This is a genomic window from Winogradskyella sp. 4-2091, assembly GCF_045765065.1.
GTDB lineage: Bacteria > Bacteroidota > Bacteroidia > Flavobacteriales > Flavobacteriaceae > Winogradskyella.
The window spans coordinates 238,288-263,778 of record NZ_JBJKOD010000004.1 but is presented as its reverse complement, the minus strand read 5'-3'; the positions used below and the strand labels follow the sequence as shown (position 1 = coordinate 263,778).

At 31.9% G+C, this 25,491-nt stretch carries 30 protein-coding genes and 1 riboswitch; of the genes, 12 read left to right on the top strand and 18 right to left on the bottom strand.

The window, feature by feature from the left end; translation table 11 throughout:
* Positions 1-25: 25 nt before the first annotated feature.
* Positions 26-385, top strand: coding sequence for a T9SS type A sorting domain-containing protein (locus ACJBCC_RS07385; RefSeq protein ID WP_299100762.1), 360 nt, complete (start codon positions 26-28; stop codon positions 383-385).
* A 96-nt stretch (positions 386-481) separates the two neighbouring features.
* Here ACJBCC_RS07385 and ACJBCC_RS07380 read toward each other — a convergent pair whose 3' ends face one another.
* From ACJBCC_RS07380 to ACJBCC_RS07350, 7 genes are all read right to left on the bottom strand, one after another.
* The gene (locus ACJBCC_RS07380; protein ID WP_299100764.1) at positions 482-1,027 is read right to left on the bottom strand and encodes an acyl-CoA thioesterase; all 546 of its coding nucleotides are present in this window, start codon (positions 1,025-1,027) and stop codon (positions 482-484) included.
* 198 nt (positions 1,028-1,225) lie between these two features.
* On the bottom strand, positions 1,226-1,573 hold the full coding sequence (locus tag ACJBCC_RS07375; RefSeq protein WP_407556814.1) for a 6-phosphogluconate dehydrogenase: 348 nt from the start codon (positions 1,571-1,573) through the stop codon (positions 1,226-1,228).
* Positions 1,574-1,647: 74 nt separating this feature from the next.
* Entirely contained in the window at positions 1,648-3,039 is a 1,392-nt protein-coding gene (rmuC, locus tag ACJBCC_RS07370; RefSeq protein ID WP_299100768.1) for a DNA recombination protein RmuC, read from the bottom strand.
* Positions 3,040-3,166: 127 nt separating this feature from the next.
* A complete protein-coding gene (locus tag ACJBCC_RS07365; protein ID WP_299100770.1) occupies positions 3,167-3,961 on the bottom strand; it encodes an ABC transporter ATP-binding protein in 795 nt (264 codons plus the stop codon).
* Positions 3,961-4,557, bottom strand: coding sequence for a hypothetical protein (locus ACJBCC_RS07360; protein ID WP_299100772.1), 597 nt, complete (start codon positions 4,555-4,557; stop codon positions 3,961-3,963). The genes ACJBCC_RS07365 and ACJBCC_RS07360 overlap by 1 nt, the downstream gene beginning before the upstream one ends.
* Before the next feature lie 44 nt (positions 4,558-4,601).
* Entirely contained in the window at positions 4,602-5,642 is a 1,041-nt protein-coding gene (locus ACJBCC_RS07355) for an iron ABC transporter permease (RefSeq protein WP_299100774.1), read from the bottom strand.
* Positions 5,643-5,673: 31 nt separating this feature from the next.
* Complete coding sequence (locus ACJBCC_RS07350) at positions 5,674-6,813, bottom strand: ABC transporter substrate-binding protein (protein WP_407556813.1); 1,140 nt, start codon at positions 6,811-6,813, stop codon at positions 5,674-5,676.
* Between the two features lie 199 nt (positions 6,814-7,012).
* Positions 7,013-7,216, top strand: a riboswitch (cobalamin riboswitch).
* 29 nt (positions 7,217-7,245) lie between these two features.
* Here ACJBCC_RS07350 and ACJBCC_RS07345 point away from each other — a divergent pair.
* Together ACJBCC_RS07345 and ACJBCC_RS07340 are read left to right on the top strand one after the other, a co-directional pair.
* Entirely contained in the window at positions 7,246-9,081 is a 1,836-nt protein-coding gene (locus ACJBCC_RS07345; protein WP_407556812.1) for a TonB-dependent receptor plug domain-containing protein, read from the top strand.
* A gap of 6 nt (positions 9,082-9,087) precedes the next feature.
* Complete coding sequence (locus ACJBCC_RS07340; RefSeq protein ID WP_407556811.1) at positions 9,088-10,149, top strand: YncE family protein; 1,062 nt, start codon at positions 9,088-9,090, stop codon at positions 10,147-10,149.
* Positions 10,150-10,222: 73 nt separating this feature from the next.
* Here ACJBCC_RS07340 and ACJBCC_RS07335 read toward each other — a convergent pair whose 3' ends face one another.
* Positions 10,223-11,650 (bottom strand): S41 family peptidase, encoded by a 1,428-nt coding sequence (locus ACJBCC_RS07335; protein WP_299100782.1) that lies wholly within the window; start codon positions 11,648-11,650, stop codon positions 10,223-10,225.
* A 172-nt stretch (positions 11,651-11,822) separates the two neighbouring features.
* Here ACJBCC_RS07335 and ACJBCC_RS07330 point away from each other — a divergent pair, with 172 nt between their 5' ends.
* From ACJBCC_RS07330 to ACJBCC_RS07315, 4 genes are read left to right on the top strand one after another with little or no spacing between them, the layout of a single operon-like run.
* Positions 11,823-12,332 (top strand): RNA polymerase sigma factor, encoded by a 510-nt coding sequence (locus ACJBCC_RS07330; protein WP_299100784.1) that lies wholly within the window; start codon positions 11,823-11,825, stop codon positions 12,330-12,332.
* Positions 12,319-12,810 (top strand): hypothetical protein, encoded by a 492-nt coding sequence (locus tag ACJBCC_RS07325; protein ID WP_299100785.1) that lies wholly within the window; start codon positions 12,319-12,321, stop codon positions 12,808-12,810. The genes ACJBCC_RS07330 and ACJBCC_RS07325 overlap by 14 nt, the downstream gene beginning before the upstream one ends.
* A gap of 19 nt (positions 12,811-12,829) precedes the next feature.
* Positions 12,830-13,432, top strand: a complete 603-nt coding sequence (locus ACJBCC_RS07320; RefSeq protein ID WP_407556810.1) for a DUF4252 domain-containing protein — start codon at positions 12,830-12,832, stop codon at positions 13,430-13,432.
* A 4-nt stretch (positions 13,433-13,436) separates the two neighbouring features.
* Positions 13,437-13,982, top strand: a complete 546-nt coding sequence (locus ACJBCC_RS07315) for a DUF4252 domain-containing protein (protein ID WP_407556809.1) — start codon at positions 13,437-13,439, stop codon at positions 13,980-13,982.
* A 41-nt stretch (positions 13,983-14,023) separates the two neighbouring features.
* On the opposite strand, the gene ACJBCC_RS07310 is transcribed toward ACJBCC_RS07315, so the two are convergent.
* The 3 genes from ACJBCC_RS07310 to ACJBCC_RS07300 form a co-directional block, all read right to left on the bottom strand.
* Positions 14,024-14,251 carry a hypothetical protein gene (locus ACJBCC_RS07310; RefSeq protein ID WP_407556808.1) on the bottom strand — a complete coding sequence of 76 codons (228 nt, stop codon included), beginning with the start codon at positions 14,249-14,251 and terminating at the stop codon, positions 14,024-14,026.
* Positions 14,252-14,262: 11 nt separating this feature from the next.
* Positions 14,263-15,606 carry an adenylosuccinate lyase gene (purB, locus tag ACJBCC_RS07305; protein WP_407556807.1) on the bottom strand — a complete coding sequence of 448 codons (1,344 nt, stop codon included), beginning with the start codon at positions 15,604-15,606 and terminating at the stop codon, positions 14,263-14,265.
* 115 nt (positions 15,607-15,721) lie between these two features.
* Positions 15,722-16,285, bottom strand: coding sequence for an adenylosuccinate lyase (locus ACJBCC_RS07300; RefSeq protein ID WP_299100792.1), 564 nt, complete (start codon positions 16,283-16,285; stop codon positions 15,722-15,724).
* Between the two features lie 39 nt (positions 16,286-16,324).
* On the opposite strand from ACJBCC_RS07300, the gene ACJBCC_RS07295 reads away from it, so the two are divergent.
* Positions 16,325-16,798 carry a heme-binding domain-containing protein gene (locus ACJBCC_RS07295; protein ID WP_407556806.1) on the top strand — a complete coding sequence of 158 codons (474 nt, stop codon included), beginning with the start codon at positions 16,325-16,327 and terminating at the stop codon, positions 16,796-16,798.
* 127 nt (positions 16,799-16,925) lie between these two features.
* Positions 16,926-18,158: a glycosyltransferase gene (locus tag ACJBCC_RS07290; RefSeq protein ID WP_407556805.1), complete on the top strand. Its 1,233-nt coding sequence runs from the start codon at positions 16,926-16,928 to the stop codon at positions 18,156-18,158.
* A gap of 3 nt (positions 18,159-18,161) precedes the next feature.
* Here the strand turns inward: ACJBCC_RS07290 and ACJBCC_RS07285 are convergent, their stop codons facing one another.
* The 5 genes from ACJBCC_RS07285 to ACJBCC_RS07265 all read right to left on the bottom strand — a co-directional run bounded on the left by ACJBCC_RS07285 (position 18,162) and on the right by ACJBCC_RS07265 (position 22,406).
* Positions 18,162-18,746, bottom strand: a complete 585-nt coding sequence (locus ACJBCC_RS07285) for an RluA family pseudouridine synthase (protein WP_407556860.1) — start codon at positions 18,744-18,746, stop codon at positions 18,162-18,164.
* A 595-nt stretch (positions 18,747-19,341) separates the two neighbouring features.
* Positions 19,342-20,175, bottom strand: a complete 834-nt coding sequence (locus tag ACJBCC_RS07280; protein ID WP_407556804.1) for a hypothetical protein — start codon at positions 20,173-20,175, stop codon at positions 19,342-19,344.
* A gap of 31 nt (positions 20,176-20,206) precedes the next feature.
* A complete protein-coding gene (locus ACJBCC_RS07275) occupies positions 20,207-20,944 on the bottom strand; it encodes an SDR family oxidoreductase (protein ID WP_407556803.1) in 738 nt (245 codons plus the stop codon).
* Between the two features lie 4 nt (positions 20,945-20,948).
* Entirely contained in the window at positions 20,949-21,752 is an 804-nt protein-coding gene (locus tag ACJBCC_RS07270) for a haloacid dehalogenase type II (protein ID WP_407556802.1), read from the bottom strand.
* A gap of 51 nt (positions 21,753-21,803) precedes the next feature.
* Positions 21,804-22,406: a TetR/AcrR family transcriptional regulator gene (locus ACJBCC_RS07265; protein ID WP_407556801.1), complete on the bottom strand. Its 603-nt coding sequence runs from the start codon at positions 22,404-22,406 to the stop codon at positions 21,804-21,806.
* A 145-nt stretch (positions 22,407-22,551) separates the two neighbouring features.
* On the opposite strand from ACJBCC_RS07265, the gene ACJBCC_RS07260 reads away from it, so the two are divergent.
* Together ACJBCC_RS07260 and ACJBCC_RS07255 are read left to right on the top strand one after the other, a co-directional pair.
* Positions 22,552-23,001 carry a hypothetical protein gene (locus ACJBCC_RS07260; protein WP_407556800.1) on the top strand — a complete coding sequence of 150 codons (450 nt, stop codon included), beginning with the start codon at positions 22,552-22,554 and terminating at the stop codon, positions 22,999-23,001.
* Positions 23,001-23,201 (top strand): helix-turn-helix transcriptional regulator, encoded by a 201-nt coding sequence (locus ACJBCC_RS07255; RefSeq protein WP_299100806.1) that lies wholly within the window; start codon positions 23,001-23,003, stop codon positions 23,199-23,201. Before ACJBCC_RS07260 ends, ACJBCC_RS07255 begins: the two co-directional genes overlap by 1 nt.
* A 7-nt stretch (positions 23,202-23,208) precedes the next feature.
* Here ACJBCC_RS07255 and ACJBCC_RS07250 read toward each other — a convergent pair whose 3' ends face one another.
* A complete protein-coding gene (locus tag ACJBCC_RS07250; RefSeq protein ID WP_407556799.1) occupies positions 23,209-23,889 on the bottom strand; it encodes an SIR2 family NAD-dependent protein deacylase in 681 nt (226 codons plus the stop codon).
* A 26-nt stretch (positions 23,890-23,915) separates the two neighbouring features.
* On the opposite strand from ACJBCC_RS07250, the gene ACJBCC_RS07245 reads away from it, so the two are divergent.
* Positions 23,916-24,572 (top strand): TrmH family RNA methyltransferase, encoded by a 657-nt coding sequence (locus ACJBCC_RS07245; protein ID WP_407556797.1) that lies wholly within the window; start codon positions 23,916-23,918, stop codon positions 24,570-24,572.
* On the opposite strand, the gene ACJBCC_RS07240 is transcribed toward ACJBCC_RS07245, so the two are convergent.
* Positions 24,569-25,366 carry a carboxypeptidase-like regulatory domain-containing protein gene (locus ACJBCC_RS07240; protein WP_407556796.1) on the bottom strand — a complete coding sequence of 266 codons (798 nt, stop codon included), beginning with the start codon at positions 25,364-25,366 and terminating at the stop codon, positions 24,569-24,571. The genes ACJBCC_RS07245 and ACJBCC_RS07240 overlap by 4 nt on opposite strands.
* Positions 25,367-25,491 lie beyond the last annotated feature (125 nt).

Here is a 25,491-nt window from a genome sequence, read left to right as displayed (position 1 = left end):
TAGTACAAGAGATTATTCCGATTAGATGAAAAAAATATTACTTAGTTGTATTGCTGTAGTTATGTTTGCTAGTGTATGTGCTGATGCGCATGTGTTCCAAAATGATTTTGCTATGGAATCTACTGTGAATAAAAATTATCATTTTCAAGACGGTAGTTTTAAAATTTCGCCTAATCCATCAAAAAATAGGTTAAATATTAAATTGCCAAAATATTCTGAAAACTTACTGTTAGAAGTATATGATGTTTTAGGTAAGCGAATTCATAAAAGTACAATTACGCGATTAGAATCTTCAATTGATGTTACTAACTGGAAAACAGGAATGTATTTGGTTAAAATCACTGGAGATAAACAAACCCAAACAAAACGGTTTGTAAAGCAATAAAAATAATTTAAAATAGAAAAGTTGTTTCAATCCTAGTTAAATTTAGGTGGAACAACTTTTTTTTTGATTTTTTTTAAGATTAAAAAGCGTAAAAAACTAAGATTCAAATAATTCAATCATAGCATTTTGACTTTTAATTAATTCAATATGATCTTCTAATTTAAAATCTGAAGAATTAAAACGAGATGATCTATTTCTTGATTGTTCTTGTCTAGCAATACTTCTTGCAAAACGCCTTACACCTTGTTTTGAGTCTAAAATTAAACCAGGAACTTTAGCATTTTTTCCGTCTTCGCCTTTAGCAACCATTGTAAAATATGAAGAATTGCAATGCTTAACGATACCTGTTTGTACGTTCTCAGATTCAACACGCAGCCCAATGACCATTGATGTATTTCCCGTATAATTAACAGAGGCTTTTAAGGTGACTAATTCGCCTACTTCAATAGGATTTAAAAAGTCAACCTTATTTACAGATGCCGTAACGCAGTAATTTCTTGAGTGTTTTGAGGCACATGCAAAAGCAATTTGATCCATTAGATTTAAAATATGACCACCATGTATTTTACCACTAAAATTAGAATGTGATGGTAACATTAGCTGAGTGATCGTAACCTGAGAGTCCTTTGCGTATTTATACATGAGTCTTACTTTAGTATTGGCCTGATGAGCCTATGATTGCCTAAATTAGTTATTTATTTTTCGTAAACTTAATCTCTCTTCTATTTTTAGTAAGTTCTAATATATTCTAAATTATAAAGTGATTTTAATAATTATTGCTATCGGAATTATAAAAATTACCATTGAGAATTTTAAACCACTTAATGAAGTAGAGGAACGTTATTCGTTTTCTTCTTCAACTTTAGTAATAAAATACTTAGTATCACCTAGCCAAAACATCGTCTTGTAACGCTCAAAATAATAAAGCTTTACAAATTTACCCTGTAATCTATTAAGGTCTTCAATCGCCTTTTCTTCGCCATCTTCAACAGAGAAGGTAAATGTTTGCGCATCGGAAACACCTTGGCTTATTTCGCCTTCCCAAGTTTTAAATATAACACCTTTGTTACTGAATTTAACCAATTTCCCTGCTCTTACACCTTCACTGTAATGTACAAAATACATGAAACAGAATATGCCAGCCGCTAATATTAAAAGGACAATAATTGATTTGATTAAAAATTTCATGATATTATATTTTTCTATAGTACTAAGCTTTCGCTTTTATTTATTTTAAAACTAAAGTTTTAAATCCTATTCTACTAATTATCTTCTTCTTCGGCTCGTTTTAAAATGGCTTCTGGAAGCGCCTTTTTCGCTTTGGCACCCATTTTTTTGAGTTTTTCAACGCTAGTGATTAAATTGCCTCTACCGTCAACTAACTTGTTCATTGCAGATGAATAGTCTGATTTTGCAGCATCAATCTTTTTTCCAACACCTGTTAAATCTTTTACTAAACCTTCAAATTTATCATAAAGAGCACCAGCTTGTCTTGCAATTTCAATAGCGTTTTGTTGTTGTTTTTCATTATTCCACATACTATCAATAGTACGTAGCGTAGCTAAAAGGGTAGAAGGTGTAACAATAACAATATTTTTTTCAAATGCTTTATTGTAAATGGTGTTATCCTCATTAACAACTATGGCAAAAGCGGGTTCTATGGGTATAAATAGAAGTACAAAATCTGGCGATTCTATATCGTATAAATCTTGATAGTTTTTATCAGAAAGTTGGTCAACATGTCTCTTAATTGAATTGACATGTGCTTTAAGAAAAGTTGATTTATCATTATCATCATCTGCATTAACCAAACGTTCGTAATCAGTTAAAGATACCTTAGAATCTATAATCATTTTTTTATTACCAGGTAAGTTTAAAACGACATCTGGTAAAACTCGAGAACCATTTTCTAGAGTAAAACTTTGCTGCACGAAATACTCTCTATCTTTTTCTAAGCCCGATTTTTCTAAAACACGTTCCAGAACTAATTCGCCCCAATTACCTTGCATTTTACTATCACCTTTTAGGGCTCTTGTAAGGTTGGTCGCTTCTTTTGTCATCTGCTGATTAAGATCTTTTAAGCCTAATAATTGCTCCTTTAAAGCAGAATGCATACTTATACTTTCCTTTTGTGTATCATCTACTTTTTTCTCAAAGGTTTTTATTTTTTCTTCAAGTGGGTTTAAAATGTTTTTTATGTTTTCTTTATTCTGAAGCGTAAATTTTTCTGATTTTTCTTCAAGGATTTTTGAAGCCATTAATTCAAAATCTTTTCGAAGTTGAATTTGTTGTTGTTCTAATTCGGCATCTCGTTTAAGGTTTTGTTCTTGTAGATTTTCGAATTCGGTATTACGTCTCGATAATTCTGTATTTAAAAAATCTTTTTCTTTCCTTATGTTTTCGCGTTCTGTTTCAATTTTAGAAATCGATTCTTTTAATTCATTAAGCGTTTGGTTGAAATATTGGTCTTGCTTTAGATTTTCAGATTCTGAGAATTGTTTGAAATCTTCAAATTGTTTTTGCAAATTAGTATTACGTTCTTCTAATGTACTTCTATCACTTTTGCCTTTTAATTGTGCGAATTTTAGACCTATAAAAGCGCCAATTGCGGCTGAAACAAAAATAGAAATGATAAGAATGATGGTGTCGTTCATGTTTTAAAAAAGATATTGTTCAAAGATAATCGATAAAGTGGACATTGAAGTTGAATTTTGAAAATGAAATGACTTAACTAGAATTCTTAAAGATTCTATTAGTTAATATGTGCATTAAAATTTAAGCCTATTGCGTAACTTTAAAACTTCCTGTATTGTTATCAAACGCGATTAAATCTTTTGGGAAAAGGGTTTCAAAAACGCCGTTTTTAATTAAATTACAAGGTTGCTCACAAACAACATGGTCTTGTTGCATCACAATCATGGTGTCGCATAGTTGTATGGCCAAATCAATTTCATGAGAAGAAAATAGGATAGTTTTACCCGTTTCTTTAGTTAATTTTTGAAGCAGTTTTAATATATATGCTTTATGATACATATCGAGATGAGTAGTGGGTTCATCTAAGATAATAATTGCGGTATCTTGAGCTAAAGCTCTTGCAATCATTACTTTTTGTAGTTGTCCATCACTTAGCTCATAGCACCTTCTGTTTTTTAAGTCCATAATGTTTACAAGTTGTAAAGCATTATTAATTATTGAGAGGTCGTTATCAGATAAATTACCAATCCAATTTGTATAAGGATGTCTTCCTAATGAAACCAACTCAAAAACGGAAAGGTTTTTAGATATTAATGGTTCTGTTAATACAATACTTAATTGCTTAGCTAGTTCTACAGGCGACGTAGTTTCTAAGAGTTGTTGATTGAGTTCTACTGTACCAGATAGAGTTGGTTGCACACCAATTAGTGTTCTTAAAAGGGTGGATTTACCAATGCCATTGGCACCAACTAAACCTATGAGATGCCCTTGTTGTAATTCGAAATTTATAGCGCTAGCAATAACGGTCTCCACTTTTTTGGTTTTATAACCAATGGAAAGTTGTTGCACTTGTAAAATGGTATTGCTATTTGATTTTGGCACTAATTCATTAAATTACTTGTAATATTATTGTCGTGACAGAGTGTAATATAGTGAATTGCCAACACAATCTGAATATTAGTATTAGCTAAATCAAAATCTAGCTTATTGTCTTCCATATAGCTAAGAATTGAAAAATGACTAAAATTTCCAGACTTCACAACTTTGTTATAGTAATCTTTTATCCTTAGATTATGTTTTGTGTTTTTAGCTAAAAACTCAATGTATTTGCCACCTTCTTTTGGGACAAGGTATTTGTATTCTGTATTGTTTCTATTTGATTTGGAATGTGTTTTGGTTTCCCAAATTTCATCAATTGTAGATTCTGAAACCGATTTAAATAGGTTTTCAATTTTTTTTGGCTCTACGCTAGAAAATCCTGTAGATTCTAATTTTTGAACTTTATTTCTAAATTGAAAGTGAAAATTATCATCTTTTAATCCCATGATGTCTTTAACGAAAAAGGATCGTATGGTTTCAAGATCTTTTAATTCTTCTTTTGCAAAGGTCGTTTGGAGTTCGGTAGTGGTTTTGTAAGATTTGCATCCAATTAATAATGTAATTGCACATGCTATTAGTAAGGGTTTAACAGTGTTCATCTTACAAAAACTTAGGGGAGTTTTTGTTTTCATGTTTTAATAGTTTAAAACATCATTTTCCGCTGTTTTACAAGTAACCAAATTACTACTGGTGCTCCTACTAACGCAGTAATCGCATTGATAGGTAAGGTATAGTCACTAGCAGGAACTTGAGCAATACTATCACAAATTAGCATTACTATAGCACCAAATAAAAACACAGCAGGCAATAATATTTTATGATTTGAGGTTTTAAATATTTGCCGAGTTAAATGCGGAATTGCCAATCCAATAAATGCTATAGGGCCAGCAAATGCGGTAACAGTTCCTGCAATTAAACTTGTGGCGAATATAATAACGAATCTGCTAGTTTTCAAAGATAATCCAAGGCTTTTTGCGTAGTTGTCTCCTAATAGCAAGGCATTCAGGCTTTTAGCCGACGCAATACTGAGGGTAATTCCTAAAGCGTAAATTCCGAAGAAAATGAGCAATTCTTCCCAGGATAAATTGCCTAAACTACCAAATCCCCAAAATATATATTGTTGTAATTGCTCAGCCGAACTAAAGTAAGAAAGCACACTCACAACTGCAGCTGTGATGCTACCAAACATTAAACCAATAATAAGAATTGCCATTGTATCTCTAATCTTACTAGAAACTGCTAATACTGACAAAAGCACTAAAAAACTACCTAAACTAGCAGCGATTACAATACTCCATTTTGAAATTAGAAGAGTCGCAAAAAGACCACCAAAGAGTCCAGAACCTAAAATAACAATAGCCACACCAAGACTGGCGCCAGAGCTAATACCTAAAACAAATGGTCCAGCCAATGGGTTTCTAAATAGCGTTTGCATTAGTAAACCTGAAATACCTAAACCAGAACCAACCATGACAGCATTAATGGCTTTGGGTAATCTAACTTTGGTAATTATAATTTCCCACGTAGCATTGTCAGACGAGCTAAAAAGGCCTTTAACAACTTCAGAAAATGGAATACTAATAGAACCTAAACTAATATTAGCCACAAAGCACAAAAGCAATAGTGCAATTAAAATAATAAAAGAATATGTATAGTTAGATTTCATTGATATTAGAGCACTCATGTTTTTTATCCAACAGTAATTTAAAACTACCTTATTGAATTAGTCTTTCAAAAAAATACGGTTGGTAATAAGTTAGTAATTCAGGATGTGTAATTTTTATTAAATCTTTTAAAACCAAATCTGGTCTTGCAGTACCTAATTCATAATATAGAACACCACCTGTTGTTCCTGTTTTATTTGAGAATGTATAAATGTTTTTATTTTTAAAGGCTTCAAAATTATTATAAAGAGCATTTGCTTTTTCTAACTGATCAAAACTTTTATAATAGGAAGGGCTCAGCCATATCTCTGCATCTTGGGCTTTGTCTAAAACAGTTTCAAAACTAAGTGCCAAACTTCCATTACCAGTCGTTTCACTCCATAAATAATTAACGTTAGCATCTTTTAAGAATTGAGCTTCAGGACTGGAACCATTTGGTAAATACCAAACATCTTTTTCTAAAGCACCACTCAAAATCGTAGGTTGATGCTGAGCGTTTTTTGCAATCTCTTTAGCTGAATTGTATTCTTTTTCAATGTTGTTGAATATAGAATCTGCTTCTTTTTCTTTATTAAATAAGGTGCCAAAAAGTTTAATCCATTCCGCTTTTGCTAATGCGGAACTTTCTGCCCAATCGCCATTGTATATTACCGGAATTCCTGCCTTTTTGATCACTTCAAAGGTTTTATTGACGCCATCTACACCAAATCCAATGACCAAATCAGGATTGAGTTCTAACAAAACCTCAGTGTTAATACCTTCATTTTTTCCTAATTCTCTAACTTTTTTGGCATCGATTAAAGCTCTTGTTTTTTTTGAAGATATATAATTTGTACCTGGAAAACCAACCAAATTCTGTTCTACTCCTAATAATTCTAAAGCCGGAATGTGCGTTGTAGATGTTACTACGATTTTGTTTATTTCGGTGTTGATAATAGCATCGAAATCTTTAGGTTTAATAATATTTGAAGACTTGTTATTTGCAATTGCGTAAGAATAGGTCTTCTCAGAATTAGGCCAAGGTTCTAAAATTTCAAGTACCTTATAGGAGTCAAAGTATGTTACAGAAAAACCTTTAGCATATTTTAGTTCTAATTTTTGTGTTTCAATTGTTGGAGAATTGTCTTGTTTTGGTTCACTTTTACATGAACTTACAAATAATAGTATAATTAAAATTTTAATATATTTCATTGGTAACAATTGTAACGTTTTGTTATTTGAGTTCTCATTAATTTTGATAAAAATTCTACCATGAGAGGCGATTCAAATTTAACACTATATATCGTTGCAGGAATAATCATTGCACATTTTTTAATCGGATTCATTTATCTTATCTACAAAATGAATAAGAAAAAGTAATATTATTATAGTCACATTGTATTAATAGACTATTTTTGCATCGAAAATTGGTTTCATTCTTAATTGAATGGATTAAAAGGGAATCTGGTGAGATACCAGAACTGTTCCCGCAACTGTAAGCTTAGTCACGTTGGTGATGCTTGTTATTAAACTTCTAGTCACTGTTCAATTAAGAATGGGAAGGCAAAATAACAAGACGTAAGTCAGGAGACCTGCCATTTTTTTAACAAAAAGTAAAACTTTCGGGATAAAAGTGATTGCGGTATGATACGTATAGTACTCTGTTTATTATTGCTATGTTTTTATAGCATTGCCAAGGCACAAACGTCCACTGATTCTATTCAGCGCTTGGATGAAGTTGTTTTGAGTGATGTGAAACTTAAACGCTATAACGAAGGTTATAAACTTACTGTCTTAAACGATTCTATTCTTAGAAAAAATGGAAACTCCTTAACTGATGTATTACGTTTTAATTCTAACATCTATTTCAAAGAGAATGGCTATGGTATGGTTTCTTCGGCTTCTTTTAGAGGAACCAATGCATCACAAACTGCTGTGATTTGGAATGGTATTAATATTAACTCTCCATTGCTTGGACAAGTAGATTTTAATACCATTTCTTCAGCTAATTACAATTCAATAAGTATAAGAAGTGGAGGAGGAAGTGTGCAATATGGAAGTGGAGCTATTGGAGGAAGTGTACATCTCTCTAATGATTCTGATTTTACAAAGCATATAAATCATAGGTTACAATTGGGTTACGGAAGTTATGAAACAGAGAATGCTAGTTATAATTTATCTTTTGGTAATAACAAATGGTCTGGTAGTGCTGGTGTTTCTTATATTAATACCGAAAATGATTATCGTATTCTGGGTACAGATGAGAAAAATGAAAATGGTGCTTTTAACAATTTAGATCTTAATTTCAATTTGGGTTATGTTTTATCTCAAAAGGATGTTTTAAAAGTATACCATCAGAATTTTAGAAGTGATAGAGCATTTTCTTCAACCTTATTAGCACCTTCTAATAGTAAATATGAAACTGAAGATTATCGTAGTATGTTAGAATGGGCTCATGTTAGTGACAATTTTACGTCAAGTTTAAAAGCGGTTCATTTATTAGAAAAATTTAAATATTTTGAAAATAAAGATTTAAATAATTATTCTGAAGGTCAAGCAGAGACATGGCTCATTAAGCATCATTATAAACGTAATCTATCTAAACAAATGGCCTTGAGTGTTATTACAGATTACAGTTATATTACAGCAGAAGGCAATAGTTATGTAGACCCAAAACGCAGTGCTTTTTCAGCTACGGCAATATTTAATCATCAATTTTCAACAAGGTTTAGGTACAACCTAAATATTAGAAAAGATGTGATTTCAGATTTTAAAAGCCCATTAGTTTTTGCTGGAGATTTAAGTTATAAAGTAGCAGAATCATATATGTTAAAGTTTAATGCTTCTAAAAACTTTAGAGTACCAACATTTAATGATTTGTATTGGAATCCTGGTGGGAATTTAGACTTAGAACCAGAAGAATCTTTTCAATTTGATTTAGGTCATCAACTCGAAATTTTAAAATCGTTACAATTGAAACTGAATACGTTTTACATTGAAACTTCAGACCTCATTCAATGGCGACCAAATACTGAAACCAATTATTGGAACCCTGTAAATATTGCTAATGCAAAACATTATGGTTTAGAAGTAGAGCTTGGCTACATCAAAAAAATCAAAGCACATAACTTTAATTTAGTAACAATCTATTCTTATACAGAAACAGAAGACGTAGAGAAAAATCAGCCTTTATACTATGTGCCGCTCCATAAAGCAAATATAGCGTTATCATATAATTTTAAATCATTTACCGCTTATTACCAACACTTGTTCACTGGAGAGGTAGATATTATTGGTAGTTCATTAAATGGTTATGACGTTGGAAATATAGGCTGTTCTTATGAACTAAATAAATCCGGAAAATTAAATTATATCCTAGACTTAAAAGTTAATAACATTTATAACACTTATTACGAAAACGTAGCATTGCGACCAATGCCAAACAGAAATTTCAATATTAAACTAACACTTAAATTTTAAAACAAAATGATTTCAAAAAAAATTACTTTACTCTTTTTATCAGTAACCTTATTATTTACATCGTGTAATAGTGATGATGACAATAATGGAAATGAATCTTTAGGCGATTACGAAAACGGAATAATTGTTTCAAACGAAGGTAATTTTGGACAAGGAAATGCCTCAATTACGTATACTTCTGATGATTTATCTATTATTGAAAATAATGTTTTTAGTGCTGTAAATGGTAGAGCGTTGGGAGATGTAGCTCAAAGTATAGCCTTCAATGATGATTTGGCGTATATCGTTTTAAACGTGTCTAATGCTATTGAAATTGTAAACCGTTACACTTTTGAATCTGTTGCAACTATAGATACTGGTTTAAATAACCCAAGACATATTGCTTTTGCTAATGGTAAAGGTTATGTAACAAATTGGGGAGATGGTGGTGTTGCCACTGATGATTATGTTGCTGTTATAGACGCTACAACGAACACAATGAGCTCACAATCTATTACCGTAGAAGAAGGGCCAGAGAAAATAGTAGCAAACGGAAACACAGTTTACGTTGCACATCAAGGTGGTTATGGACAGAACAATGTTATTTCAGTTATAAATGCAGCTACAGATGTGGTGTCTACGACAATAACTGTAGGAGATGTACCAAATTCTTTAAGATTAGATAGTGATGGCGATTTATGGGTTTTAGCTGGTGGAACACCATCTTGGACAGGTAGTGAAACTGGTGGAAAATTATCTAAAATAGATAGTAGTGATTATTCTGTAACATCAATTGATTTTGCAGGTACAGAGCACCCTAGCTTTTTAGCATTAGAAAACGGAACACTTTACTATTATTTATCTGGTAGTGTTTATAAAATGGATGAAGATGATACAGTATTGCCAACATCAGCAGAACTTACCGGTTTAAGCTTTTACGGCATGGAAGTTAAAGACAATGTATTATATGCAGTTGATGCTTTAGATTACACAAGTAATGGTATGCTTTTATCATATAGCTTATCTTCTAACGAGGTTACAAACTTTGCTAACACAGGTATAATTCCTGGAGGTGTATATTTTAATTAAAATAACCCATTACAAAGACAAAAAGCCGCATTCTAAATTTAGAATGCGGCTTTTTTAGTTATATGTAACGTGTTTAATCAATATACATGTCTTGTTCTAAGGGTGTTATAATTTGCTTTACTTGTCTAAATTCATTAATTTCAATGGCTTGACCAGACGAACGATCAGCAGAAGTTATGTTTTGAATGGCTGCAGCTAAAAGCGGCTCGTTGACGTCTCCAAGAATCCCGAAATTAGTTGGTGACTCTGATAAGTCAATATTTGGAATTAAACCTGTATTTGGAACCAATTCATCATTTACATTGGTAGAATTTGCAATTAAAGGTTGTAAAGCATATGTATGACCAAGGTTGATGCCATCTGTTGAAAATAAGCCAGGAGAGTCATAAACGGTTTGAGAAGCTTGAGTTTTCCCTACAGTATTCTCGCCAATAACAATAACATCGATGTATGGACTAAGACTATTAATAACCAATTCGCTAGCAGAAGCTGTTCTTCTATTGGTAGTTAAAATATAGACTTTAGTTAGGTTAAGACTATTTATAGAGCCACCACCTGAGATAGAATTTGTAAATAAATAGTCTTCATTGTTGTTACTCAAATTGTCGTTATAAAATAATTTAGAATAGACAGAGCCCATAAATTGCCCTGTAACCATGCTACCTAAATATGCTGCTGTTTGTACAGAGCCACCTCCATTATATCTTAAATCTAATACCAATTCTGTAACACCAGCTGTGCTGAACTCTCCAAATGCGTCGTTTAAAGCGGAATTATAATTACTATTAAATGCATTGTACATTAAGTACCCAATATTAGTGCCATTAACTTGAATAACTTCAGACTTATGTACAGGATTTTCAGTGTAGGTTTCTTTAGATAAACTTACATTTTCGTTATTTAGCGTAATCGTATCGTCTTCAGTATCATTGGTTCCGTTGTTATTATAATCAGCAAAACCTAAGGTGTAATTATTTGATGATAAGAGGTCAGTATAATTACTAGAATTAAGGTTTTCTCCATTTACTGTCCTAAATATTTGACCGCGTTCTAAACCTAAATTAGAAGCTACACTATTATTTAAAACTAGAGTGATAGCACCATATATTTCAGAATCGCTACCTGGTACAAAATATAAATTGTATTCAATACCATTACTTATTGTAGTGCCTCCTAATAGATCTAATAACTGATTGTAATTACTATAAATTCTACTAAATCGATCTATAGTATTTGGCATATATTTTAAAGATTCAAATAATTCTTCTGGAGAGCTATAACTGTTGAGATAGTCGTTGTATTCTACATTAGTAGCAAACCTATCGTTAGCTAAATCTGGAATTTCAGGTTTGTACAAATAAACGGCATTCATTGCTTTCCAGACAAAATCACTAATTTCTACAGAAGTAGAAACGATGATATCATCATCTAAGTCGTCATAACAAGACGTGATACTAATTGTCGTGATAAATACAAGTAATAAGATTTTAATTTTCTTCATAATTCTTTTTCTTTTTTCAAATAGCAATTTTTTACATCTATGTCTATGTGTAAAACTCTAAATTTACTCACAATATTATAAAAAACATAAAATCTTTGTAACAAAAGATAAAGTGGTTCGTCGTAATATTGAAAGCGAGTAAAATTGCAATCATCAACCAATCAAAAAAATAATGAAACAGGCAGATTTTGTAAAAATCGTGATGCCCTTTAAGGATAAAGTTTTTCGTTTAGCGAAACGATTACTAATATCTCGTGAAGAAGCAGAAGATGCAACACAAGAAATACTGTTGAAATTATGGAAGAATAATAAAAAGATTGAAGACTATAAAAATGTGGAAGCGTTTTCTATGACTATGACCAAGAATTTTTGTTTGGATCGATTAAAATCTAAGCAAGCACAAAATTTAAAAATTGTTCATAGTAATTATACAGATGGTAACACATCATTACAGAAGCAAGTAGAAGCAAAAGATAGTGTGGATTGGGTTTCAAAAATAATGGAAGACCTACCAGAGCAACAAAAAATAATAGTGCAACTAAGAGATATTGAAGAATACGATTTTGCAGAAATAGCTAAAATGCTAGACATGAATGAAACTGCAATACGAGTGAATTTATCTAGAGCACGAAAAATAATAAGAGAAAAATTAACTAATACACATCAATATGGTATTAAATAATATAGAAAAATTAGTAGAAAAGTATAACAATGCTGAGACTACACTTAAAGAAGAGGCGCAATTAAAAGCCTATTTTTTAAGCGATGATGTAGCACCTCATTTAGAACATTACAAGCCAATGTTTCAATACTTTTCTAATGCGAAAAAAGAGCAGTACACTAAAGACGTTCCATTAAAGTCTAATAAAACACAATTGTATAAATGGATTTCTGTCGCAGCTGTGGCTGTTTTAATGCTTGGAATATTTATTCCTAATTGGAATAGTGGACCAAAAACGCTTTCGGAATATACACCAGAAGAGCAGAAATTATACTTAGAGACAAAGCAAGCGCTCGCCTTAATTTCTAATAATTTAAATCAAGGTTTGCAAGGAATGAATGCACTCGATATGGCAGGAGACAACTTAAACAGAGGTCTAGAAAAAGCCCATTATATTTCGGTGTATAGTAATACAACAAACAAATTATTAAAGAATTAAATTTTAAAAACAAGAAATCATGAAAAATTATAAATCATATTTAACAATGGGTAAAAAAACTATTTTAATAGCTGTACTAATGGTCTCAACATTAGCGTCATTTGGTCAGACATCAATAGACAAATTAGAAGATAATGAGAATATTACATCCTTTATTTTAAATCAAAAAATGTTCAGGATGTTGGCAACAATGGGAATGAACATTGAAGATGCTGAAGGGAAAGAGTATGTAGAAATGGTTAATAAAATCACAGGTCTAAAGGTGTTTACATCTGGTGATGAGTCTGCCTCAAAAGCTATGACAAGTACAGTGACGAGTTATTTAAAGTCTTCAAAATTAGAAGAGTTAATGCGTTTTAAAGATGGTGACCAAACGGTTAAGTTTTATGTAAGAGAGGGTAAAGATGAAAACCATGTAAAAGAGCTATTAATGTTTATGACAGGATTAAGTGACTTTGCAGATGATGAAGGTGTAAAGATAAATGGTAAAGAATTTAAGTTCGAAACTGTCGTTATTTCTTTAACAGGTGAGATAGACTTAAGACAAATATCTAAAATTACTAGTCAAATGGATATTCCTGGTGGAGAACAACTTAATAAAGCAGGAGAAAATAAAGAATAAAGTTATGATACAATCAATCAAAAAATCAATGGTAGTGTTGCTTCTGATTACGGCTTTTACAAGCTGTAATCAAGGGCCAACATTGCAAACGTATTACGTAGATAATGAAGAGAAAGCTGGCTTTGCTTCATTTGATGTACCAGCAAGTTTTATTAACGTAGAAAGCGTTGATATGACGGAAGAACAAAAGGAAGCGTATAATTCAGTAGACAAGTTAAATGTATTGACTTATATGAAAGAAGATACCGATTCTGAAGTTTATAAGTTAGAACTAGAAAAGGTTAAAACGATTCTTGAAAATCCTAAATATGAAGAACTCATGCGTGGAGGAAATTCTAAAGATGGCAAATTTGTAGTGAAATTTTTAGGAGATGTAGAAAGTATAGATGAGCTTATTGTATTTGGTAGTGCTAACAATAAAGGCTTTATGATTGCAAGAGTTTTAGGTGATGATATGCAACCAGACGAATTAATGAAATTAGGTTCGGTTTTAGAAAAGGCAAATTATGATAGCACTGATCTTGTAGGTTTAAAAGAATTTTTCAAATAATAGCTTAATGAAATTTAAATAAACTGACTTTTATTTAAATGTTAATGTAAATCGTCTTGAAGTTTGTCTTCAGGACGATTTTTTTTTGAATCATTTTTTAAAGCAAAATTAACTGCTGCGACTAACAATGCTCCAAATCCAAGGAAGATCAGAACCTGCACAATGAAATAGTCCAGAATATCGAATATACCAGCAAAGAAAAAGCTAAATGTAAGTACAGCTACACTAGCCAGAGCAATGCCGTTTTCTGTTTTAGGAATAAATTTCACAAATAAAATAATTAGATCCCAGTGTAATTACTAGGTGTAATAGCTTTTAATTCAGTTTTAATTTCGTCTGAAACCTCTAATGTATCAATAAAATTTGAGATTGAACTTTGTGTAATAGCTTCATTAGTTCTTGTTAACCCTTTCAACGCTTCATAAGGATTTGGATAACTTTCACGTCTTAATATGGTTTGAATTGCTTCTGCAACAACAGCCCAATTGTTTTCTAAATCTTGTGCAAATTTAGATTCGTTCAATAATAATTTGCCTAAACCTTTCATTGTAGATTTAAACCCAATTATAGTATGGCCAAATGGTACACCAACATTTCTTAGTACAGTACTATCTGTTAAATCACGTTGCAATCTAGATATTGGTAGTTTAGCAGAAAGGTGCTCAAAAATAGCATTTGCTATACCTAAATTACCTTCACTATTTTCAAAATCTATAGGATTTACTTTGTGTGGCATTGCAGAACTTCCTACTTCACCAGCTTTAATTTTTTGTTTAAAGTAATCCATAGACACATAAGTCCATATATCTCTATCTAAATCTATAATAATTGTATTTATGCGTTTCAATGCATCAAATAATGCAGCTGCATGATCGTAATGTTCTATTTGTGTGGTTGGGAAAGAATGTTGTAAACCCAATTTTTCTTGAACAAACTTAGTTCCAAATGCTTTCCAGTCAATAGAAGGGTAAGCCACTTTGTGAGCATTAAAATTACCAGTTGCACCACCGAATTTTGCAGCACTTGGTACATCATTTAATAAATTAAACTGTTCTTTAAGTCTTACCGCAAACACGCTAATTTCTTTACCTAAGCGTGTTGGCGAAGCTGGCTGACCATGTGTTCTGGCTAACATTGGTATCGCCTCCCAATCTTTAGCTAAACCTTCAATTTTCTCTAAAAGTGAAAAATATTCTGGTACATAAACATCGTTCATGGCATCCTTAATACTCAAAGGAATGGCTGTATTGTTTATGTCTTGAGACGTCAATCCAAAATGAATAAACTCTTTATATGATGATAAATCTAAAGCATCAAATTTCTCTTTAATAAAGTACTCAACTGCCTTTACATCGTGGTTTGTTACTTTTTCTATTTCTTTTATTGCAGAAGCATCTACTGCAGTAAAGTTTTTATAGATGTTTCTTAATGCTTCAAATAGTGAATGATCAACAGACTCTAATTGAGGTAATGGCAACTCACATAGTGCAATAAAGTATTCTATTTCTACTAAAACACGATATTTTATAAGTGCTTCTTCAGAAAAGTAGTCTTTTAATTTTTCGACTTTAGATCTATATCTTCCATCGATTGGAGAAATTGCATTAAGAGGAGAAAGTGCCATTTGAGTTGATTTTTTAGAAGCATCAAATATAATAAAGTTAGTTGGAAGAATGAATTATTCTTCGGTCTTTAGCGGTTACTTTTTGTAATATATTAATTGATGGCAAGCGGCGAAATTACTTTTTAATTTTCTTTAAGATATGTCTCGCTCTAGCTTTAAAAGCAGCACTTTGTATGTGAAAATCCCGTTCTAAAATAATGACTAATTCTGGGTGAACCCAATTGTATTCAGTTCCTAATAAATATAAGCTAATCATGCTGTAAGCTTTTGGTGCAACTTTTTCGTCATTGATTAGCCAATCAAAACAGGTTTCAATAATTTTTTCTTTGTGCTGTGCTGTTAAGCTTTGTTTTATTTTGGATTCTTCTTTTCCGTAATAAGTTTTTGCAATAAGCTCACAAACTTTTGCTACTGGTCTTACGGCAGAATCTAAATGAACTTTAGAAATATTTTCTGTGAATACATCTAAATGCGGAATGATGGCTTCTACTTTTTTACTACACATAAACTCAAAAACCCAAGCTGCTCTGCACGAGGTTTTGTCATTTACATCAAAAAGAATGTCTAAAAGCGGTTTAACCAATTCAGGATTGTCTATAACGAGGTTTGCATATTTCAATCGTTTTTCTCGCGAATGATTTACATAACTTAATTCTTTATAGAGTTCTGCCTTGGTCAATAGAAAATGATTAATTTAGAGGTCTAAAATTAATCAAATATGAAGATTTTCAAAAAAATAGTTCTCTTACTTTTAGTAGTATTTATAATTGCACAATTTTTTGGACCAGAAAAAAACGATGGCGATTTTACATCAGTTAATGCGTTTTATGCCGATACAAATCCACCAGAGGAAGTGAAATTAATTTTAGAAACTGCTTGTAATGATTGCCATAGCGACAGTACACGATATCCTTGGTACAATAATATAACTCCCGTAAATTATTGGTTAGCAGATCACATAGAGCATGGTACAAAACATTTAAATTTTTCTAAATGGAACGACTATGATGATAAGAGAAAAGATCATAAACTCGATGAGCTAATAGAAATGGTAGAAGACAAAGAGATGCCATTAGATAGCTATACTTGGGCACATGGTGAGGCAAAATTATCACAAGAGCAAATAGACGCTGTTATTTCTTGGGCTAAGAATGTGCGTTTAAAATATGCTTTTACAGAAGATCCTCAGTAAGAAGTCTAATTCCATATAAACTTAACTTTCACAAGTGATTAGGAAATTGTGATTCTGTTTAGTTGCATCTAATTTCTAAAAGGATGCTGAACTGAGTTGAGCAATGAGGTTGTAGTTATAATTTTTCATGAAAAAGAAATTATTAGTTATCGGTTTTGTTTGGCCAGAGCCTAAAAGTTCTGCGGCTGGTAGTCGTATGCTTCAATTAATAGTACAATTTCAGCAACAAGGCTATGACGTTGTATTTGCATCTGCGGCGAAAACTTCAGATAATACATTTGATTTAAGTTCTATTAAGGTTGAAACTCAGCCGATACTACTTAACGACTCATCTTTTGATCTGTTTATTAAAAATTTAGATCCAGACATTGTGTTGTTCGATCGTTTTATGACTGAAGAACAATATGGATGGCGTGTTGCTGAACAATGCCCAAAAGCACTACGCTTATTAGATACAGAAGATTTTCATGGGTTACGAAAGGCTAGGGAAGCGGCTTTAAAACGCAATGAAAGGGTTTCTACTCAGCATATGCAGAATGATATTACCAAACGCGAAATTGCCAGTATTTATCGATGTGATTTAAGTTTAATGATTTCTGAAGTTGAAATAGAAATCTTGACACAGCAATTTAATATTGATGAAAGCTTATTGTATTATTTGCCATTTTTGTTAGACCCTATTCCACAAGAAGCTACAAATCTATTGCCAAAATTTGAAGCACGACAACATTTTATTACCATCGGGAATTTTCTGCATGCACCAAACTATGATGCAGTCTTGTATTTAAAACAGACAATTTGGCCATTAATTAGAAAACAATTACCAAAAGCAGAATTACATATTTACGGTGCTTACAAATCTCAGAAAGTAACCCAACTCAATAATAATAAGGAAGGTTTTTTAATTAAAGGATTTGCAGAAGATGTCAATGAGGTCATGAAAATTGCTAAAGTGTGTTTGGCCTCATTAAGGTTTGGTGCTGGTTTAAAAGGAAAACTAGTTGATGCTATGCAAAATGGAACACCAGCTGTTATGACTACTATTGCTGCAGAAGGTATGTTTGGAAATTCTAAACCCAATGGATTTATAGAAGATAAACCAGAAGCGTTTGCAAAACAAGCCGTTGAACTTTATAACAACGTTGAAGTATGGCAGCAGAAACAACAAAATGGATTTGAAGTTTCAAAACAACGTTTTAATAATTTAGCTTTTGAAGCTGATTTTTCAACTCATATTAAAACACTGTATAATGATTTAAAAGCGCATCGTGAATTGAATTTTATTGGTCAATTATTAATGCATCAAACCATGCAAAGCACCAAGTATATGAGTAAGTGGATAGAGACTAAGAATCAGTGAGGATTAAGGAAATAACTTCAAAAAACGCTCAGGTAATTCACTTTTAAGATTCATGTTTTCTTGTTTAAAAGGATGAACAAATTCTAATGAATACGCATGGAGATACATGCCTTTTCCATTCAATATTAAATCTTTTATACCATAATCTTTATCACCTAAAATAGGATTTCCAAGTTGCGATAAATGAATTCGTAATTGATGTCTTCTTCCTGTTAAGGGTTCAAGCTTTACTAAATTGAGTTGACCAAATCGCTTTGATGACACTGTTTGTTCAACACTATATAAAGATTGCGCAACTTTATCTTCAATATGGGTAGTTATAGTTCCTGCTTTATTAGTCATACTGCCAATTGTGACAGCAAAATAAGTTTTCTTGATGTTTTTGTTTTCAAAGCGTTGGTTTAATGTTCTTATGCTCTTGCTTGTTTTTCCTATTAATAAAATTCCTGTAGTAGCAAAATCTAAACGATGCACTGGCTGAGGTTTAGTGGCATCTGCAAGTGTGCTTGTTTTTAGGTTTTGTTGTAATGCGTTTGCAATAGTTTTAAAATGATTACCACTAACTAAAATGCCAGCAGGTTTGTGTATGACGGCTAAATATTCATCTTCAAATAAAACCTTTAGATTAAAGTGTAATCTTTTATGTGAGTAGGTTGATTCTGGTGTGGATAGTGTAATGATTTCTCCGCCATTAATATAGGTTGCAGAAGTTGCTATTTTTCCATTGACTGAAATGTAGTTTTTTTTAAGAGCTTTTTTTAAAGCTGATTTTGTTGGGCAAGCGTCAAAAATACCAACACCATATTCTTGAAGCCGAATAGGAGTAGAGCGTAATGGTACACTATGAGTAGCTGAAGTTTTTATAGCTTTTATTTTGTTCTTAAGGTAATCTTAGATTATATAAACGAAGTTAATAGAAATAAATTAGAATCATTTTGCGAAGTTGTTTTAGCAGTAAAATTGATTTTAATGATAAACATAAAAAAAAAGCCATTACATAAATAATGACTTTTTTAGTGAACAAAAACAAACTATCAATAAATAATTCTTTTAGATACAAATGATAGTTTTATAACTTTTAAGTCTTAGCTAACATTGGTATCTAGTATGCGTAATCTAATTTTCCTTTTTCAATTATTTTGTTGTGTCTCTAACTCAGAATATATCTTGTTGAGACAAGGTCTTATTTTTTAAAAATGTCTTTCTTCAGGTTATTGTTGAATATAATGTCTGTCCAATTAACATAAATCCAAGGTTGTTCTGTAACTTCAGCTTCCCAATTAGACTTTTTATATTGTCGTTTAGTTGGAATTAATATATCATCAATTTCTTCATATTGTAATTGCATTAAATTTGGGATTTCCATTTTGCCAAAGTCAGCTACAGTAAATAAAAATTGGTCTACTAAGCCTGTGTTTTTATTAATATATAATTGATATATATCTGTTGGTTTATTGTCTTCTGATGTAAATGATACTTTTAAAACGTCGTACTCCATAGTATCAATGGTTTTGTTACCTAAATATTCATAAACTACACTTGGGTCTAAAAGTTTAGGCATCATAGCGAACCAATAAAAATTTGTTGGTCTATTAAAAGCAACACGTTTTAATGCGGCTTCGTCTTCTATGATCTTGCCATTATGTTTAAGCCAAAATTCATTGCCATCATAACCTTGTTCTATTGATCCTTCTAGGTTGGGTAAAGTGCGTTGGTGTTTGCTGTATGCACCATAAGATAATTCTCCATTAAAAATATATTTTTCAGTTGAGCTATCTGTTTTACCGTCTGGTGTTGTGTAAGTATAAGTATAAACAACATCTTTCTTGTTTAGAAGCGTCTGGTAATTTCCTGTTTTTTGAGTGAGATTGTAAACCAGTTCATGACCTTTGTTTTTAAAAGTCTTAGTTTCTGTTTTAACCGTCTCTATTGTAGTTTCGTTATCCGTAGTTTTTTTAGTCTCATTACAAGACATTAAAATAACACAAATTAAAAGTGTAAAAATATTGGCTTTCATATGTTTTTTATAGGTTGATTTATTTTATAACTTAAATTAAAGCACCATTGGCACCAATTACTTGACCAGAAATCCATTTAGAATCATCACTTGCTAAAAAGACTGCTACTTTAGCAATATCAATAGGTTTTGCTAAGCGATTAAAAGCATTCATCCTGCTTAATTTGTCAATAAATTCTTGAGATTTTCCGTTTAAAAATAATTCTGTTTCCGTAGCTCCGGGTGCTAATGCATTTACTGAAATGCCTCTACCAATTTCTTTAGAAAAAACACGAGTCATTTGTTCAACAGCAGCCTTAGATGCTGAGTACAAAGCGTAAGTAGGAAACATTAGTTTTACTGTACTCGATGAAATATTGATGATATTTCCATTGTCTGATAATTTGCTAAATGCTTCTTGTAACGTGTTAAAAACACCTTTTACATTGATATTAAATTGTTTTGAAAAATCTTCTTCGGTGTTGTCATTAATGGTTTTAGAAATCATTACGCCAGCATTGTTTATTAAAACATCAACTTTGCCATATGCCGCAATGGCTTTATCAAACAATTGTGTAACTTCTGTTTTTTTACTTACATCTGCTTGTATAGCTATTGCTTTTCCTCCTTCATCAATTATTGTACGCACAGTTTGCTCTGCCTCAGTGTTACTATTAGAATAATTGACAATAACTGTTGCACCATTTTTAGCTAATTGTATAGCTATCTCCTTACCAATTCCCCTTGAAGAACCAGTAACAATTATGACTTTGTTTTCTAATTTTTTCATAAGTTTATTTAATTGCAATTAACTGCTCTGCAATCAATGTTAAATTAGGTTCGGCAATTTCTGGAGTAGGTGCAAGTGGATACTGTTGTGCACCAGGTCGACTTACAAAAGCACCTCTCCAGTTTGCCCATAATGCACCAGCAATATCCCAACCGTGTGCAGCTATTAATAAACATTCATTTGGTTGAACTCCCATTTTTCGGGCTGCCCAGTCATATGCATCTGTATGTGGCTTGTATTTTCCTAAATCTTCTATGCTTAAGCGTTGATCAAAATAATCTAACAAGCCAGCATTTTTAAATTGGGTCTCTACACCAATATTAGATGAGTTAGTAAATGATACTAAGGTGTAGCCTGCTTTTTTTAAATCGGCAAGCGCTTGTTTAACTTCAGGATGAGCAGGAATAGAGCGTAAAGGTCCTAATATGGCTTCTTTTCCTTCTTCTTCACTCAATTTAATATTATGGTTTGCTGCTACCATTTGTAATGCTGCTGCACCAATAATTCCAAAATCATTATACTGCCTACCTACAGTAGAAACTAACGAGTATTGTAACATTGTTGTGAACCATAGTGGTAATAAATCGCTTCTATTGCCGAGAACTTTACCAACACTTTCTTTCATTGCAGTGAGGTCTAATAAGGTCTCATTAACATCAAAAAATAAAACTTTTGGTCTTTTAGTATTTGTATTCATCTCTGTATTTGTTTTGGTATTAGTGGAGAATCCGTATTGTGGCATTGCAGCGCTCGCTAAACCTAGTAAAGCTGATTTTTTAAGAAAACTTCTTCTATTATTTGTGCTCATAAATTTGTATAAACATACTTTATGGTATGTTGTTATTTTAATAAAAAATAATTAGGCTTTTAATCGTCTAATATAGAGTGTAAGCCCTTCAATGTATTCATCTAAAATTTGATCGTCATTATATAATTTTCTAAGGCCTCTTACACCTTCAAAAGCACTAATTAAATAAATAGCAACAGCACTGCTAGAAATAGAGTTATTAATAACGTTGTCCTTTTTTCCGCGTTCTAATAAATGGATTAAAGCTGCTTTCCATTCTTCAATAATGCGTTTTAAAGCTATTTGGTAAACTTCTTCTTGATCTGCAATTTCATTTATAAAATTGTTCATTGGGCATCCATGACGCTTGTCAAAAAGTGAAAATGACTTTAAACGACTAGAGAATGTAGTTTCTAACAAATCTAGAGCATTGCCTTCTTCGTATAATGGCGTAATCATGCCATCATATACGCGTTGTTGTAGTTTTGTACTAATGATTTCTAAGCCTAAATCTCTTTTGCTTTTGTAGTGGTAATAAAAAGCTCCTTTGGTAAGGTTAGTGGCATTCATTATTTTGTCTACACTCGTTGTTTTGAAACCATTTTGATAGAACAGTTTAAACGATTCGTCTAGAATTAACTGTTTGGTAAATTCAGATTTTAACTTTTGTTCCATGTTACAAATATAATATAAAAAATACTAGTTAGTATGTTTTTTATGGTTGAATGTTCGGTACGGAATTTGGATAATAACAAAATGTAAAGTATATTTGTCATATAGTAAAATTAATTTTACTTAATAGAAAATAAACTTGTCAATTATGAATACAGAAAAATTAATTAATTGCGAACGTAATCGATTTAATAAGATTATTAAGTTTAGACTACCACATCGTTTTATGAGAATTGGCGTCGCTATTGTGGTGTTATCTATAGTAATGATGTTTGTTCGTGCATTTATTATGGATGGAGAAACAGAATGGTTAAAACAATTATTGCAAAAAACACTTTTAGTTGGTATGCTTATTATGTCTATGTCTAAGGATAAAATTGAAGATGAGATGACCATCAGTTTGCGAGGTCAGTCTTATGCCGTTGCTTTTATCGTTGGCGTTATTTATGCTTTGATTATGCCTTATGTAGAATTTGGTGTCTCTAACGCGGTAAATTCGGGTGGTAAGGCCTATAAGGATTTAGGCGACTTTCAGGTTTTACTGTTTATGTTAATGATTCAGTTAATGTTTTATCATAACTTAAAGCGTTTTAGATAATGGAAAACACCATAAAAGTAGAACGTGCCATTTTAAGTTTAACTCAAGATGATTTGGCTAAGAAAATTGGCGTATCGCGTCAAACAATAAATTCTATAGAGGCCAACCGCTATGTGCCTTCAACGGTTTTAGCTTTAAAACTTTCTGAGGTATTTAGTAAACCTGTAAACGAATTTTTTAAGCTAACTAAGGATGATTAGTTTGTTCTTATTGAATCAATAAATCAATGAGATCTTTTAGACCTTCAGTAGCAGATTTAGCAATAACATTTACTTTACCATTATTGCTTAACGCTGGTTTAGGATCTATATAATAAATAGGTGTATCTGATTGCACGTAGTCAATTAAACTTGCAGCTGGATAAACTTGCATACTTGTACCAATAATGATTAAAATATCGGCTTCGTAACAAATCTTAATTGCAGTTTCAATCTCTGGTACGGCTTCTCCAAACCAAACAATATGCGGACGTAATTGGTGTCCTTTTTCACATATATCGCCTATGTTTAGATCTTCTGTCCAATCTCTGATATCGTGCTCATTGCCTGTACTTCGTATTTTTCTAAGTTCGCCATGAAGATGAACCACATTTGTACTGCCAGCACGCTCATGTAAATCGTCTACATTTTGGGTTACAATGGTAACTTTGTATTTGTCTTCAAGCATCACTAAATCCTTATGCGCTTGGTTGGGTTCTACTTCTTTTAGTTGTTGACGTCTTTCGTTATAAAAATTTAGAACTAATTCCGGATTTTGAGCAAAGCCTTTTGGCGAAGCAACTTCCATAACATCATGTCCTTCCCATAGACCATCTGCATCTCTAAATGTTTTTATTCCACTTTCAGCGCTCATTCCTGCACCTGTTAATACAACGATGTGTTTTTTCATAATTTAAAAATAGTTATTTTTGATATATGCAAGACTTAAAACTTTTAGAATATTTAGAGGGCTTTTTAACTGAAAATAGGAGAGAGCGTTTTAAAAGAGTACTTCCACTGCGTACGAAGCACTTTACTGTAGCAACGGAAGATGTTTATCAGTTGCATAATACAAGTGCAGTGATGCGTTCTTGTGATGTGTTTGGTATACAAGAATTAAATATAGTAGAAGAAGTTAATTCTAAAAGTATAGATAGAGAAATTGCAATGGGAGCGCAAAAATGGGTAGATCTTAATCGCTACCATTCTACAACAGATTGTATTAAAGATTTAAAAGCACAAGGCTATCAAATTGTTGCTACAACACCTCATATTGATGATTGTGAATTAATTGATTTTGATATTACTAAAAAGTCATGTTTTTTCTTTGGAAGAGAAACAGAAGGTTTGTCTCAACAAGTTATAGATGAAGCAGATTGTTATTTAAAAATTCCAATGGTTGGTTTTACAGAAAGCCTAAATATTTCAGTTTCGGCTGCCATTATTTTGCAACATGTTACGGCTAAATTACGCAAGTCTGATATAAACTGGAAGCTAGCTGAACGGGAAATTATAGAAAAACGATTTGACTGGATTAAGAAAACAATAAAAGATTATGATGCTATTGTTGAACGATTTAAAGAAATGAACTAGTCCTTTTTCTTCTTACGTTCCTTACTTCGTTTAATAACCTTGTACTCTTCATAACACTCGCTTATAGCATCTAAAATTTGAAGATCATTAGCCGTGTTTATAAAATCTTTAGAATAGTTACATTGGTTAACGATTTCGTCTAAATCAAATTTAGTGACTTGTAATAAAACCAATAGCATTTCTCTATCAAAACGACTAGCCAACTGATTTCTAATTTCGTCATCTTCCTTCATTTTCTTAAGCTTATGCATTTCATTCGGCTTTTTGCCAAACATATTGTATAAGAAATCTGCAGGATTAAAAATAGCACCTAAAACTTTAGTAGCAATATTGGGTTTGCCAGCCTCATAACCTTGACCTGGCAATCCAGAAATACGATAACGGTTGTTAGACGTCACAGGGATTTGATCCATATCTACCTTTAAATAACCTGTTAATTCTAGCTGCTTTACGGTTACTTCTTCTAAGGCTAATGCGAGTTCTGTCATTTGAATTTCTGTATCTCCAAATTTTAACCAGTCATTAGTAACACGCACTTTTATAGATTTATATCCAATATACGATAGATGAAGTGTATCATTAACTTTTGCCTTAATTTCAAATTCACCATCATCATTAGAAGCTGTACCAACAACTTGGTTGATATTTACAATATTAGCTTCGCTTAAAGGTAACTCTGTGGACGCACTAACTAAAGTACCTTTTACGGTTGTCGGTGTTTTTGTGGCTGTACTATCTTGACTATAGCCTTGGACCGTAGTTAAGCATAAAAAGAGTATTAATAAATATCGCATGTAGTTGTGTTACATTGTAAAGGTAATAAACAAAACGGATTTAACATATCGCGCCTTTATATTTGACTTAAAATTAACAAACTTAAGTTTTCAATGATTGAAATGAAAAATCCAAAACCTAAAGT